Below are 14,553 nucleotides of genomic sequence, written 5' to 3' on the forward strand. Positions count from 1 at the left end.
TTTTTTTCCCCCTCTCCGAAGTTCTCATTAACAAATATCGACAAGACGCAAATCAGGCTTTAGTCTTTTTTTAACAGCCCAATTCACTTAGAATTTTTTTTACCCTGTGATAATATGTGTGCTCACCCTTAATTCTCTTCATTGCACGCTCTGAAATCACAAGCCGCTCTTTCTCATTTGCAGTATAGCGGGTAACAAGTTCTTTTAAGTGTTCGACAGATGAATAGGTAACCACCTCATCGTCTGCAAACAATTCTCCCAGATCCTCCTGAGGATCACTTATCACAAAACCTCCACAGAGTGGTATATCAAAAACCCGCTGGTTCACTCCTGATGGCATCTGACAACTGGTAATATTTACATTCACATCAATTCGTCTGTAAATATCGGCCAGACCTGTTCGGTAGTCTATATCCGGATTTGTGATAAGCTCTCCACCGCAGAGCTCCCTCCATCCCTCAGGATCTCCAAATGTCTGCAGGCCACAAGGGATCAGAGCATCCACAATCTGTTTCCTGCGCATCATACTCGCGGTATGGATAATATACGACCGCAGCCACACCATATTTCGCTCATCTGTAAAAGGCAAAACACAGCCGGTTTCCCTGCATACGGATTCCATTATGGAATCGATCCGGGCGGGCGAGCACAGAAGCTTCTGTGCACAGGTGTAAACAAAAGGTTCCATATCATCCTTATACAGAAATTTACCTGCAATTCCGGAGAGAAATTTCCTTCCCATTGAACTTCCCACAAAACCCAGCCTGCACAGGGAAGACTTTCCTTCTGTAAATGGAAACATCTCCGGATCAGCAGCCAGCGGGAGGTATTTTACGGATCCAAAACCGGATGATTTGAGAAAAGGAAGATAAGCCCGTTCCCAGCAGAACGCAGCCATATTCTTATTTATAAATTGACGCTGATGGAGCAGTATCGGATGAGGATCATCAACAAACCACACTACAATCGGGATTCCACTCCTGGTTGCCAGCTCAGGAAGCATCCCGTTCCCATCAAAACCCAGCATGTTTACAGAGATAATCACATCAGGCTTTTCCGACTGAATCAGGCACTGAAGTCTCGATTCATAACTGAGGGCAGAGCCGGCTTTTCCATATTCAAAGGGAACCGCTCTCATTCCAATAGAGGACAATGCTCTACAGAGCTCCTCCTGAAGAAAAAACTTTCCGTGAAGCACAAGTGCGCTGCCGCTTTTAGATCCTTCACCTTCAGGAAAAAAAAGGCTAGTAAGCTGGTTATAAAATTCTCTCCTGGCGAAAACTGAAGCAGGATGCCTGATGAACTGTAGACAGCATCCACCCTGCAGAAATGAACTGATCAGGTGCTCCTTGTCAGGAGTTACAGATGAGATCTCAACTGTCTGGATTTCCGAAAAAAACTCTTTTTTGCAGTTTTTAAGGAGTTCTTCGTAATAGTCGATGAGCATCACCCTGCAGCCATGGGGAATTTTCTTTACAATTCCGGGAAGGTGATATCCCAGGCCTGTCCCGAGCAGGACTAATCTGTCTCCCCAGACCTGAAGGCCATCAAAATATTTCCACTCCTCTTCAGGTTTGACAAGAGAGTGCAGGTGAATTGTCGCACCGTCCTGTTTTACCAGCTTTGCTGAAAGCATTCCCGACTGAGCCTTGAATATTTTCAGGTTCATACTATCCATATTATCATCCCAAACCCTTCATAGAATTTGAACACTTAAAGTGTACAAGTTCGGACATAAGACACTTTTCTTTACGCAAGCATTTATTTTATAATAAAGGAATGAAAATAACAGGATCAAAATGATGGGACAAGGAAGACAAAAACCAGAGAACATACTTCATGATGTCATCGCTGCCGCCCGTACAGGAGACTACGGTAAAGCAGCATCAGACCTTAACAGGGCACTTATCCTGCTGCAGACAGAACTCTCCGGCGGTAAAGTTTCATCCGAGGGATTGTCAAAAATCACTTACTCTCTGCAGACACTCCTGGCCATGCAGCAGATCGGAGACTGGGTTGCATTCGCCGATGTCCTCGAGTACGAGTTCATCGCGCTGTGGAAATCTCTTGTTCCTGATCAGAACTGACCTCAAGTCTTCTTCCAGCCAGTTGACCACACGCACCCTGAATATCCGCCCCCCTGCTCTTTCTGATTGTCGCGGATAAACCTCTCCTGTGCAGTTCATCCGAAAACCTCTCGACACTCTTTTCAGATGTTTTCTCAAGAAGAAGATCCCCGGAGGGATTCAGAGGAATCAGGTTGATTTTACAGGGAAATCCCCCAAGAAGCTTCTGAAGTCTATCTACAGCAACCTGAGTATCGGTTTCTCCTTCGATCAGAACGTATTCAAACGTAACTCTTCTGCCGGTTTTATTGTAGTATGCCTTAGCAATGGAGACCAGCGATTCTATCGGATACTTCTTGTTAATTGGCATAAGCCTGCTGCGCTGTTCATTATTGAAAGAGTTAAGTGAGATCGCCAACCCGACATTCAGATTCTCTCTCATGAGCTTTTCAATTGACGGGATCACCCCTGCAGTTGATACAGTTATTCTTCTGCCCCCGATATTGAAAGCATCCTCATGCATTATGATCTCGAGGCTGGTGCGGAAATTCTGGAAATTGGAAAGCGCCTCACCCATGCCCATGAACACTATATTAGTGACCGGTTTGTCTGATTTTGAAGCTAAATAATCGTTAATCCCGATCAACTGCCCTATTATCTCCTCCTGGGTAAGATTCCGGATGAAACCCATTTTTCCTGTCTGACAGAAAACACATCCCAGGCCACACCCCAGTTGACTGGAAAGACAGGCTGTTCTCCTGTCATCATCATAGAGCAGTACACTCTCGGCCAGATGAGGTGATTCCACAAGTGAAAAACCGAATTTCACAGCGTCACCGCGCCGTGATTCTTTTATCACAAGCGGTTTCAGCTTCTGAATTGTAAAAATGCCGGAAAGCCTCTCGCGGAGCGCCTTCGGCATGTTATTCATGGAGTCAAAACTCTCCACCCGCTTCTGGTAAACCCATTTGAAGATCTGCCTGGCCCGGAATGCGGGTTCACTTAAAGAAGCAATTCTAGCCGGAAGCTCACCGGGAGTGATATTTTTGAATCTTTCGAGATTATTCACTATATCAAATTCCTGCAAGATACTTTGATCATTTCCGGTGTGCACCAGAATGACTTGATACTGTATTCAGTAAGTGTTTAGAAAAAGGCAGGGTTCTTACGGGAAGGGAAAAGAAGAGAAATTCCCGGAATCAGAAAAGGAAAATGCGGTCGGTCGGACTCGAACCGACACAGGCTGACGCCCACTACCCCCTCAAAGTAGCGTGTCTACCAGTTCCACCACGACCGCTTATATAAAGATCTTACTTCTGTTCTGCCGGGGGAACGATCGGCAGTTCCGATGCTTCACCACTGCCCGCCGGTGCAGTCTGCTCGGTACCCTGCTGTAAAGGCAGACCTTTTCCTTCAAGCACAGAAGAAGGAGAGTAAGACTGCTGTTTCTGAGCGCGTTCCTGAAGAATTGACTTCTGGCCCGTTACATTCTGTTTACCCACAACAAACGACATCACTATGCACAGGATAAGGAAAGCCGACCCGAAAATAGCTGTGCCTCTGGTCAGAATATTAGCCGTATCCTGTGTTCCTAAAAGGCTGTTTGCTCCCCCCAGTCCTCCGCCGATAGCTCCTGAAATACCGCCACCTTTATCGGACTGAATAAGGATGAGTAAGCAAAGTAAAATACATACTAAAACAAAAATCACTATCAGAATACCAAATAACATACTTTACCTTTGATGAGTGTGATATTACACAGGTTTAACAATGCCGGCAAAATCTGCGGCCTTCAGCGATGCTCCCCCGATCAAGCCCCCATCAACATCGTTTCTGCTGAGAAGATCTTTGGCGTTATCGGGTTTCATGCTGCCACCGTACTGAATTCGGATTGCCCCTGCGGTTTCGTCACTAAACATTTTAGAAATTATTCCGCGGATAAAAACATGTGCATCATTTGCCTGCTCAGGTGTGGCTGTTTCTCCGGTCCCTATTGCCCACACAGGTTCATAAGCAATTGTGCACTTCAATGCGTCTTCTGTGGAAAGTCCCTCGAAAGCTCCTCTGACCTGACGTTCAATAACTGCATCCATCTTTCCGCTCTTGCGTTCTTCGAGTGTTTCACCCACACAGATTATGGGAAGAAGCCCTGATCCCAGCACAGCCTTGACTTTCTTATTCACATTTGCATCGGTCTCACCAAAATACTGCCTCTGCTCTGAATGCCCGATAATAATGTAGGTTACTCCCACACTCTTAAGCATTGCACAGCTCACCTTTCCGGTGAAGGCACCTTTTGCTTCCCAATGCACATCCTGGGCACCCAGTTTCACATTTGAATCTTTGATGATCTCGTACACTGCGGAAAGGTTTGTATAAGGAGGACAAACTGCTATATCGACATCACTGATCTTTCCCACAGCCTCTACCACACCCCTGGCCAAAGCTTTCGCTTCCTCAAGAGTGGTGTTCATTTTCCAGTTTCCAGCGATAAATTTCTTACGGGCCATTATTTCTCCTCAATAGCTTCTTTTACAATGGTCATGTAAAATAGTTAAGTGCTATTAAATTTTCAACACAATCTTTGAAATGGGCGTTCAGGCGGTTTTTCGCCCGCACGCCCGTACATAATTATTTGTCATTGAGAGCCTTGATACCGGGAAGGACTTTTCCTTCCACTAACTCCAGTGAGGCACCACCACCTGTGGAAATATGGGACATGCGATCAGCAACACCCGCCTTCTTTACAGCAGAAACAGAATCACCACCACCGATAACAGTCACTGCGCCACTCAATTCAGCCAGCGTCTGAGCGATAGCCTGAGTCCCTGCCGCAAATCTGGGGAACTCAAAAACACCCATAGGCCCGTTCCAGAATACTGTTTTGGCACCGCTGAGAGCCTTTTTAAAATTCTCAATTGTCTTTGGACCTATATCCATCCCCATCCATCCGGCCTCTATCGCCTCAGGAGTTTCCTTAGATTCCGCATCTGCAGAAAATTCCCGTGTGACAATGTGATCCACCGGCAGGTATACCTCAACACCGGCTGATTTAGCCTTACTGAGGATATTACCTGCTGTCTCCAGCATATCTTCCTCAATAAGGGAATTGCCCACAGAAATGCCTTTGGATTTCAGGAATGTATATGCCATCCCTCCGCCGATGATAATGCTGTCGACTTTGGAAAGCAGACTTTCCAGAACCGCAATTTTTGAGGAGACTTTTGCGCCCCCGATCACAGATGCAAATGGTTTCTGAGGATTCCTGACGATTTTTTCCTCCAGAAACTCCAGCTCTTTTTCCATCAGAAATCCAGCAACTGCAGGAAGATAGTGAGCAGTTGTTTCAGTCGATGCATGGGCGCGATGTGCGGTCCCGAATGCATCATTTACATATACATCACCGTAGGTTGCCAGCACTTTTGCCATCTTTTCCCTCTCGGCGGCATCCTTTGATTTTTCTTCTTTATTGAAACGGGTGTTCTCAAGCAGCAGCACCTCCCCGTTTTCAAGAGTTTTCACCATTTTCCCGGTTTCCTCATCTATACATCCGGGAGCCAGCTTTACCTCTTTTCCCAGCAGTTTTGAGAGGTGAGCTGCGACTGGTGCCATCTTATGCTTTCCTTCTATATATGATTTCTCATCAAAAGGCTTTCCGGCCTTTTCTGCCTTTTCCCTGGCTTTCCGGGTGTCCTTTTTAGGATCTCCCAGGTGGGACATCAGAACCAGAGATTTGGCACCCTTCTCAAGTACATATTTAATAGTGGGCAGCGAAGCCACAATCCTGGTATCATCCTGAATCACTCCATCCTTGAGCGGAACATTAAAATCAACCCTCATTAAAACGCGTTTGCCACTAAGGTCGATATCTCTGACAGTCTTTTTGGATATTCCCATAATTTTCCTCCTGAATCGATAGAGTGTGCAGATATAAGTTGAACGTGAGAAGATAAATAAAAAACAGGTGGGACTTCAATAATGGAAAAAAGAAGAGCCTGAACACTTTTGCTCTCCCGGATCGGGTGCACTGCTGTTCACAATTTTCTCCGTAGCCTCCAATTTAAGCACCGCATTTTAATTCCAGGAAAATATAAGATCTCTGTCAGGCATCAGATCAGTACAGAATACCCGGTAAACCATATACTTATCCTTAGCAAAAACAGTGTCGGCAGGATAGGATAAATGCTGCAGTTGCATAGAGACAGGTACAAGAATCACAAAAACAGCACGCTGCAGAGGACGTTTCCAGTACCCTGTTTGATCAATACTTTCTGCTCTGGTGACGGTCCGGTAAGATTTTCCGGTCGAATAACCGTATAACCCCAGTTCACAGGTACATCAATCCCCAATGTATCATTGTACCGGCTTGTCTTTAAAGAAAACAGATCGATAGTGCATGGGGAAGGGCTGCAACCTTCAGATAAAAGATATACCATTTCCAGGTAAACCTCTATTGCCCATTCAGATGAATCCCTGACCTGAATTTCCGACAAGACAGGCATCTTGTGTAAAGGTCTTGGATTGGCAGAGATACTCAAAAAAAATGAACAAATGCATGACAACAGTTAATGCTATTCCTGGAACCATATTCTTCCTCCTGCTTAACCAGTATTGGGGGGCTGGAACTTTATTTATGAGTATCACTCATATCACTTATAAAGGTAAAGCGTGATTCAATATTTATCTGCGCTACAGGATGAAGAGCATTTTCCCCTGGCTCACTATTACTTTTAGTGTTACAATAATAATTCCGGTTCAGCAATCACAAATGCATGTAAACAGAATTTTTTCAAAACAGGAGAGTTTTTATATAGATTATATGTAAGCATCCGGGTTTTTCCCACAACAGTCTGGAGGTGTAATGTCACACACTAACCATCTCTCATCATTTCTAATCTGCTTAGCCATTCTTACCGTAAATACCACATCTTTTGCAGATAAAATCACTGTCCAGGATTCTATCAATTCTTTTTTTGCAAAGATGGACGAAAATTTCCAGCAGCTCTGCGAGTCCCCGGCACTTAAAAGCACCAAACTGAGCCCTGCGGAAAAGCTCTTTGTCAGAACTATGAAGAGAAATCAGTTCTATCTTTCACTGGTTCGGACAAACTCCAGAGGAATAATCATCTCTGAGGCAATCAGAGGAAAAAATGTCGATCGCCCAAACAGCAATGCGGAAAATGAAAAGTGGTTTAAGGCGGTTAAAACCAGCAGCGAAAGCTACTATTCCATTCAGAAAGATAATGACAGGGCCAGATATTACCTTATCTGGAGTAAACCCCTGTTAATAAAGGGAAAATTCATCGGAGCCGTCATGGCCAAGATAGACCTGTGGGACAGTTTTTACGAATTTTCCAACTCGGTTTACTACCCTTTTTTCATCCGGTTGAGAAAACTGGGTTTGTTTTCACACAAATGGAAAAACGATTATACCTATAAAGAGGTTCCGCTTACCATACCAGGCGTAAGCAATATTACAGTGCGCTATATACCGGAAAGCCCATCTGCTTCCGCAACCATAGCCAGTGACTCTGTCAATCAACAAACTGTTACAGACAAAGCCTCAGAAGAAGCCGGAAAAACCACGGATACGAGCGCAGTTTCTGAAAAAGGCAAATCAAAAGCAGGCCTGGTATTTATCCTGATCAGCCTTATTGCCGGTACTGGAGTGGTTTCATTTGTATTTATTTCCAGAAAACGAAGAGCTGATTTTCTTAAAAGCCTGGATGAAGAATAATTCCGGAAGTTTGTCTGCTCCCTGCCGGGCGCACCCAATAAAAAAGGGCGGATCACTCCGCCCTTTTCTTTTTTCATCAGAAAGTCTCCGGCTTACTTTGAAGCCATGAAACGAACAAGATCAACGACTCTGTTTGAGTATCCCCACTCATTGTCATACCAGGAAACAACCTTGAAGAAACGTTTCTCGCCTTTGAGGTTGTTCTGGAGTGTGGCAAGAGAATCATAGATAGAAGAGCGGCTGTCATGGATAAAATCGGTTGATACCAGCTCTTCATCTGTGTAACCCAGGATACCCTTGAGATATGTCTTGGAAGCTTCTTTCAGCTTGGCATCGATCTCTTCAATGGAAGTGTCTTTAGTTGTACGGAAAGTAAGATCAACAACAGACACATCAGGTGTGGGAACACGGAAAGACATACCTGTGAGCTTGCCTTTTGTTGAAGGAAGCACTTCACCCACTGCCTTTGCGGCACCGGTTGTTGAGGGGATGATGTTCTGTGCTGCAGCACGGCCGCCTCTCCAGTCTTTCTTTGACGGACCATCAACGGTTTTCTGAGTGGCAGTGTAAGCATGAATAGTGGTCATCAGACCAGTCTCAATCCCGAAACCTTCCTTGAGAAGTACATGAACCACTGGAGCCAGACAGTTAGTGGTGCATGATGCATTAGAGACGATGTGATGATTAGCAGGATCGTATTCATCCTGGTTCACACCCATCACTATTGTCTTCACACTGCCTTTACCGGGAGCAGAGATGATGACTTTTTTTGCACCGGCTTCCAGGTGGCCTTTTGCTTTTTCGGAATCAGTAAACAGACCAGTTGATTCGATAACGTAATCAACTCCCAGGCTCTTCCAGGGAAGTTCAGCAGGATTTCTGGTGGCCATGACACATTTTACCTTGTGGCCATTTACCACGATGATGTCTGCTTCTTCTTTGGACGGATCGCTTTTTTCTGTTGAGACAGTGTGCTTGAAATGTCCATGAACTGAATCGTATTTCATCTGATAGGCAAAATAATCAGCATCAGTGGAAATATCGACAACTGCAACCACATCGATCTCTTTGCCCAGAAGTCCCTGATCACAGATAGCCTGAAACACCATCCTGCCGATTCTTCCGAAGCCGTTAATACCAACTTTAATGGCCATAAAGTCCTCCGTTTATTAATTGTTTATTAAATGCGCTGCTATTAGTCTGGAGAAATGCTATTTTATCCATGGACACAGCCGATTAATATAAGTTGAACCTTAAATTGGAGTCAATTAAAAATTCAGAAGGGGAGCCATGAAAAACGAAGCATCTGTTTTCAGATTTCAGAAGAAGGGACACAAGAGGCTCTTTTTCATAGCAGGCCCCTGCGTAATCGAAAGTAAAGAGCTTTGTCTGAAAATCGCATCGAACCTCGCTGCGCTCTCCCGGAAATACGGGGTCGATATCATTTTCAAAGCTTCTTACGATAAGGCTAACCGCACCTCCCGAGACTCCTTCAGGGGACCAGGGCCGCAGGAGGGCTTGCGTGTTCTGGAACAGGTCAGAGAGAAAACCGGGCTTGCTTTGCTCACCGACATCCATGAGCCATCACAGGTAAAGGAAGCCGCGAAAGTGGTCGATGTGCTTCAGATCCCTGCGTTTCTTTGCAGACAGACTGATTTGCTTCACACTGCCGGCCTGACAGGAAAAACAGTCAACATAAAGAAGGGTCAGTTCATGTCACCGGAGGAGATGCAGCATGCGCTGGCAAAAGCAGGGAAAAACACCTGGATAACGGAACGGGGGACATTCTTTGGTTATAACCGGTTAGTTGTTGATTATGCTGGAATACCGGTCTTGAAATCGTTTGGCGCACCTGTGATTTTTGATGCAACCCACAGTGTACAGATGCCTGGTGCAGGGAAAGGATGCTCTCTTGGAAATCGTGACCTGGTTATCCCCCTCGCGAAAGCTGCTCTGGCATCTGGTGTTGACGGGTTGTTTTTTGAGGTGCACCCGGACCCGGACAAAGCACTCTGTGACGGTCCTAACAGTCTTTTACTTTCAGAATTCAAGAAACAGGTTCCAGTCCTTGTCGAGATCCATGAGTTTCTGAACAGCAGATAATCAGCGGGAAATATTTACTACAACACTTAAGCTATCCCACAGCTTCAGTTCCTCTTTCCATCCGCGACTTACAAATATCTTACCGGAGGAATCCACAACAACCCCTTCGAGTCTGGAACGGGCATCAAAATAGCTGATTATCTCCTCAGGGTCCATACAGAAAAGGCCGGTACTCAAGATATCGATCTCCACCGGGTCGCTCCCCCTGACAGTCAAGCTGCGGTTTCTGCTGCAACTGTAACCAGTCGCTGGGTTGAATATATGATGGTACCTTTTCCCATTTACAATCCGAAAACGTTCATAATCACCGCTGGTAACTATGGAACCACTGTCAAGCTCAACTGTCCCCAGGATTTCATCTCTGTCCTCAGGATCCCTTATCCCCACTACCCAGGCACTTCCATCAGCTTTTTTCCCCCTTGCCAGAATATCACCACCTGCTGCTACGAGGTAACCGGAAATTCCTCTACGGTCCAAAAGCTCCGCTGCCTCCCGCAGCACAAACCCCTTCGCTATCCCCCCTGCATCAACCCTTATTCCCGGCGACAGGAAGATAACAGTATCCCCTCTCATCTTTATTTTGCTGTAACCAACATAGCGAAGAACTGAATCGACCTGCTCCGGTGATGGAACAGTGGAATCAGGAGATGAATCCTCGGCAACCCCCCACAGTTCCTTCAAAGGAAGCACAGTGATGTCAAATCTCCCGTTTAGTGAATCACCATACCTCAGCGCGGTTCTGAGAATCTCGCCGAGTTGTTTTCCCACAACACAGGTATCCGATTCGCACTCATTCAGCATTCGGACTTCTGAAGAATCCCCTGAAGCAGAAAATCGCACTTCCCAGTCTGCAAAGAGTGAATCAATCGACTTCCAGATGGAGTTGACATCAGTGCCTCTTTTCACAACCAGAGTCACTTCAGTAACGGTATCCATCCTGAAGAAAGCTTTTGCCGGCTGGATAAATCCTCTTCCGCATGCCGGAATCATAAGAAAGAAGAAGAGCAGGATTTTCAGAGAGAATTTCTGCACCATTGTATGACTTCTTTCAGTTTCAGACTTCCTCCGAAAATGTCAAGCGCACTTCCAATTGTAAAATCCACCCTGCTATTCCCATGCGCCTTGATCTTTTCCAGATCATCAAGAGAGTTTATTCCTCCTGCATAGGTTGACGTAACAGGACATTCCTTTGACAAGAGTTCAATCAGCCGCAGGTCGATTCCTGCACGTTTCCCCTCAACATCGGCTGCGTGTATCAGAAATTCATCACAGTACCCGGCAAGCTTTACAAAATTCTCCTCCCCCAGAGTAACCTGGGTATACTTCTGCCACCGGTCAGTAACCACATAGTAGGAACCGTCTTTCCACTTGCAGCTAAGATCCAGCACCAGCCTGTTCCTGCCGACAAGCCTGGAAATTTCGGATAGCCTGTCCCAGTGCAGAGTCCCGTCATTGAAAACAAAGGATGTAACGATGACATGTGAAGCGCCGGCATCCAGAAAAGAAAATGCATTCCGGGGATTAATTCCCCCTCCGATCTGCAATCCCCCTCTATAGGCCCGCAAGGCATTGAGTGCACTGGCCTCATTACCCGGCCCAAGCATTATCACATGCCCTCCGGGGAGATTTTCCTTTTTGTAGACTTCGGCAAAATATGATGATGGAATATCAGTTTCAAAATTAGTAACCACACTTCTGCCATCATCACTCAGCGTACTGCCCACAATCTGTTTAACTTTTCCCTGATACAGGTCAATACAGGGTCTGAATCTCATTTTCTGCTCCAGAATTTCAATACACAGGATTTCTTGCTAAACCAGGCAACCGCACCCGGACACAGGCAAATCCAAGTATAGAAAAATGGGAGATTACAACATGAAAGGCAAAGATGTTTTAACTGGTTCTGAAAAGACATGAGGGGAATTGGCCAAAGCTAAAGTTCAATCAGATTGCAACTGGCATCTGTTTGACTGGGGCCTTCTCAGAACACATATTAAATATTAACGCACCTATTCACTACAAAAGGAGTCTCTCCATGCGTATAAGATCATTTATTGGCATCTTTGTATCAGTTGGATTAATCGGTTGCGGAGGATCAGACGCTGTTAAAGAGGTTGTAGAGCAAGCATATCCGGATGGATCGAAGAAAAAGGTTTCGTATTACAAGGGAAAGCACATTGTCAGGACTGCGTTTTTCTTTGAGGACGGTAAACTGAAATCCGATCAGTACTTCAAGCTTGGCCAGCCGGACAGTTGTCAGATTATTTACAATCAGGACGGCAGCAAGTACAGTGAAAAATGGTTCAAGGCCGGCAAGCAGGACGGTCCTGACAAGGAATGGTATGAAAACGGTCAGGTGAAGAGTGAAGCTACATATGTAAATGGTTTAGCTCAAGGGAAAGTAACCACTTACTTCAAAGATGGGAAAATAGAAACAGAATGCACATACAAAGATGGACAAAAGCATGGAGAAGAGATAAAATACTTTCCTTCCGGCAATAAAAAACACCTAAAGACCTATGCAAATGGTGATGCTTCAGGTATCGAGCAGGAGTGGTACGAAAACGGGAAGCTGAAGATGGAGCAGACCTGGGCAAACAATGTCCTCAATGGACCCTACACCACATACTTTAAAAACGGGAAGAAAGAGGAAGAAGGCTTCTACAAAGATGGAGCCTATGAGGGACTAAGGAAAATGTATAATGATAAAGGAAAAAAATTGTCTGAAGCCAAATTTGAGAAAGGTATTCTAGTAGACGGAACAGCTTACTGAAAAATACTCCACAAGAAACCAATCGCTCCTCCCTGGTCCGGGGATCCGGACCAGGGAGGAGTTTTTTTAAGCCATTTACTCGACCCACAGTTCTTTACTAACCAGAGATCTGAATTTGTCCAGTATCCCTTCCTGTACCACCCAGTTATCATATTGCCCCTCTCCGATATTGTTACACATGATGGCAAAGGAGTAGGTTTTTCCGGAAAGAAAAATGTAGCCGGCCAGGGTATGGACCTTATAAGAATTGAGAGTCCCTGTCTTTGCCCTGACCACTCCTTTAAGCTTTGAATTTCTGAACCTGTTCTTAAGCGTGCCATCAACACCGGCAATGCTTAAAGCACTGACATACTCGGGTGACCAGGCCTTCTGTTTATTGACATAAGACAAGAGTTCCACCACCTGATTCGGACTGAACCTGTTCAGATTACCCATACCTGAGCCGTTGTGAATCAGCAGTTTGCCGGGCAGATTGCATCTCTGCCACCAGGAGAGCAACTCTTCGGTTCCCTTCTCCCAGGAACCCTGACCATTTTTCGAAGCGGCTATGGTTTTCAGAACCATCTCTGCGGCGAAATTACTCGAATACTTGAACATGTGGTTAACAAATACAGAAAGAGGCTCAGATGTAAACTCGTAGAAAGGTTTTGCTGATGCTATATTCGATGGGACCTTTCCGTTTACCATTTTCCCGTTGATAACGATTCCATGTTCACTGAAAAGACTCATGAGCGCACCGCCGAAAGCCTGCCAGGTCTGCCAGATCTTCCGGTAGGTGTACTTCGGCTTGTCATTCAGACTCATGCTTCCGTTTACGATTATGTCAGTTCCTCCCGCAGCGGGGACTGTCCTGATGTCAAGTGAGGAGTTTTTTATCGCGGCTGTTTTTGCTGAGGAAACCACTTTTATTCCCTGGATTCTAGGAAACACGTCCACATGCACAGGTGAACCGGCGGCGTTACCGGATCTGTGGTGAATTGCCAGAGAACTGAAACTGGGGCTAAGCGCACTTATGAGCGGCTGATATGCCCTGCTGGAGCTGTCTTCATCAAAACCAGGCCCCACTGTAACCGAATCAAAATAGGAATCATCCAGAACAAGATTCCCGCTTACCTTCCTTACACCAAGATGATAGAGGTGCTGAACAAAGAGCCAGAGACGTTCAGCTGAAAAACCAGGATCACCACCGCCACGGATGTAGAGATTACCATTTATAATACCACTGTCTCTGTTAAAAACCCCGTCGATATACACTTCGGTTTTAAAATAGAATTCAATTCCCAGAATATCGAACGCAGCAGCTCCAGTAAAAAGCTTTGAAACCGATGCTGGATTGTACATCTCATCCCCGTTTATCGACACCATTACAGAATCTCTGTCGAGATCCTTTATCACCACTCCGATACCTTTACCGCTATATTTTTTGGAAAGAAGATATTTCTCTATTCCACTCTGGACAGAATCATTTGAGTAGCTTGAAACCGCGCACAGAAAAACAAAGGGGAAAATCATTGCGGCAATTCCGCGCATTACTGCCTCCTGTTTTTTACTTTATTTTTTGTTTTCATATCCGGCATTCAAAAACCTATTTTTAAAAGAAATCATTTTAACAGAGATAAATCCAGTTTTTTTTAACACTCTGAGGAGAAATCTATGCCAAGGTACGCGATTGCGTTTATTGCACCAACCACAACATCCCAGCTTCGCCACAAAGTTATGGAAAACGATAGCAAGGATTCTGCACTGCGCTCATTTTTCAATGAAGAAGCAGTAGAGTTCTACTCAAATGATGAACAAGGTTTTCATTACTTCAAGGAAGATTTTTTCGATGAGAACTCATCTTCAGGAAGCATAATTGAAATATAGAAACCGTA

Annotated in this window: 15 protein-coding genes and 1 tRNA gene; 5 read left to right on the top strand and 11 right to left on the bottom strand. The window is 45.2% G+C overall.

The genetic code is table 11. The features are described 5' to 3' along the window. Positions 1-70: 70 nt before the first annotated feature. Complete coding sequence (locus GX089_15775) at positions 71-1,669, bottom strand: glycosyltransferase (protein NLP03953.1); 1,599 nt, start codon at positions 1,667-1,669, stop codon at positions 71-73. A 130-nt stretch (positions 1,670-1,799) separates the two neighbouring features. Between GX089_15775 and GX089_15780 the strand changes: the two genes are divergently transcribed. Then, the gene (locus GX089_15780) at positions 1,800-2,087 is read left to right on the top strand and encodes a hypothetical protein (GenBank protein ID NLP03954.1); all 288 of its coding nucleotides are present in this window, start codon (positions 1,800-1,802) and stop codon (positions 2,085-2,087) included. Here GX089_15780 and rlmN read toward each other — a convergent pair. The 6 genes from rlmN to GX089_15810 all read right to left on the bottom strand — a co-directional run bounded on the left by rlmN (position 2,047) and on the right by GX089_15810 (position 6,559). After that, on the bottom strand, positions 2,047-3,135 hold the full coding sequence (gene rlmN, locus GX089_15785; protein ID NLP03955.1) for a 23S rRNA (adenine(2503)-C(2))-methyltransferase RlmN: 1,089 nt from the start codon (positions 3,133-3,135) through the stop codon (positions 2,047-2,049). The genes GX089_15780 and rlmN overlap by 41 nt on opposite strands. Positions 3,136-3,279: 144 nt before the next feature. Then, positions 3,280-3,363, bottom strand: a tRNA-Leu gene (locus tag GX089_15790). Positions 3,364-3,376: 13 nt separating this feature from the next. Next, entirely contained in the window at positions 3,377-3,796 is a 420-nt protein-coding gene (gene secG, locus GX089_15795) for a preprotein translocase subunit SecG (protein NLP03956.1), read from the bottom strand. A 24-nt stretch (positions 3,797-3,820) separates the two neighbouring features. Beyond that, positions 3,821-4,576 (bottom strand): triose-phosphate isomerase, encoded by a 756-nt coding sequence (locus GX089_15800; GenBank protein ID NLP03957.1) that lies wholly within the window; start codon positions 4,574-4,576, stop codon positions 3,821-3,823. Between the two features lie 121 nt (positions 4,577-4,697). Then, positions 4,698-5,963 (bottom strand): phosphoglycerate kinase, encoded by a 1,266-nt coding sequence (locus GX089_15805; GenBank protein ID NLP03958.1) that lies wholly within the window; start codon positions 5,961-5,963, stop codon positions 4,698-4,700. Between the two features lie 317 nt (positions 5,964-6,280). Further along, positions 6,281-6,559: a hypothetical protein gene (locus GX089_15810; GenBank protein NLP03959.1), complete on the bottom strand. Its 279-nt coding sequence runs from the start codon at positions 6,557-6,559 to the stop codon at positions 6,281-6,283. 368 nt (positions 6,560-6,927) lie between these two features. Here GX089_15810 and GX089_15815 point away from each other — a divergent pair, with 368 nt between their 5' ends. Continuing rightward, a complete protein-coding gene (locus tag GX089_15815) occupies positions 6,928-7,803 on the top strand; it encodes a hypothetical protein (GenBank protein ID NLP03960.1) in 876 nt (291 codons plus the stop codon). A gap of 92 nt (positions 7,804-7,895) precedes the next feature. Here the strand turns inward: GX089_15815 and gap are convergent, their stop codons facing one another. Next, positions 7,896-8,957 (bottom strand): type I glyceraldehyde-3-phosphate dehydrogenase, encoded by a 1,062-nt coding sequence (gene gap, locus GX089_15820; protein NLP03961.1) that lies wholly within the window; start codon positions 8,955-8,957, stop codon positions 7,896-7,898. A gap of 136 nt (positions 8,958-9,093) precedes the next feature. Here gap and kdsA point away from each other — a divergent pair, with 136 nt between their 5' ends. Further along, positions 9,094-9,906, top strand: coding sequence for a 3-deoxy-8-phosphooctulonate synthase (kdsA, locus tag GX089_15825; protein ID NLP03962.1), 813 nt, complete (start codon positions 9,094-9,096; stop codon positions 9,904-9,906). Here the strand turns inward: kdsA and GX089_15830 are convergent, their stop codons facing one another. Both GX089_15830 and hisA read right to left on the bottom strand, forming a co-directional pair. After that, entirely contained in the window at positions 9,907-10,941 is a 1,035-nt protein-coding gene (locus GX089_15830; GenBank protein NLP03963.1) for an FAD:protein FMN transferase, read from the bottom strand. Continuing rightward, the gene (gene hisA, locus GX089_15835) at positions 10,920-11,681 is read right to left on the bottom strand and encodes a phosphoribosylformimino-5-aminoimidazole carboxamide ribotide isomerase (GenBank protein ID NLP03964.1); all 762 of its coding nucleotides are present in this window, start codon (positions 11,679-11,681) and stop codon (positions 10,920-10,922) included. Before hisA ends, GX089_15830 begins: the two co-directional genes overlap by 22 nt. A 260-nt stretch (positions 11,682-11,941) precedes the next feature. Here hisA and GX089_15840 point away from each other — a divergent pair, with 260 nt between their 5' ends. Then, complete coding sequence (locus GX089_15840) at positions 11,942-12,679, top strand: toxin-antitoxin system YwqK family antitoxin (GenBank protein ID NLP03965.1); 738 nt, start codon at positions 11,942-11,944, stop codon at positions 12,677-12,679. A gap of 75 nt (positions 12,680-12,754) precedes the next feature. Here the strand turns inward: GX089_15840 and dacB are convergent, their stop codons facing one another. Next, complete coding sequence (gene dacB / locus GX089_15845) at positions 12,755-14,209, bottom strand: D-alanyl-D-alanine carboxypeptidase/D-alanyl-D-alanine-endopeptidase (protein NLP03966.1); 1,455 nt, start codon at positions 14,207-14,209, stop codon at positions 12,755-12,757. 123 nt (positions 14,210-14,332) lie between these two features. Between dacB and GX089_15850 the strand changes: the two genes are divergently transcribed. After that, positions 14,333-14,545, top strand: coding sequence for a hypothetical protein (locus GX089_15850; GenBank protein NLP03967.1), 213 nt, complete (start codon positions 14,333-14,335; stop codon positions 14,543-14,545). Positions 14,546-14,553: the final 8 nt, after the last annotated feature.

Origin of the sequence: Fibrobacter sp., from assembly GCA_012523595.1 — a bacterium.
In the GTDB taxonomy this organism is placed as follows: domain Bacteria; phylum Fibrobacterota; class Chitinivibrionia; order Chitinivibrionales; family Chitinispirillaceae; genus JAAYIG01.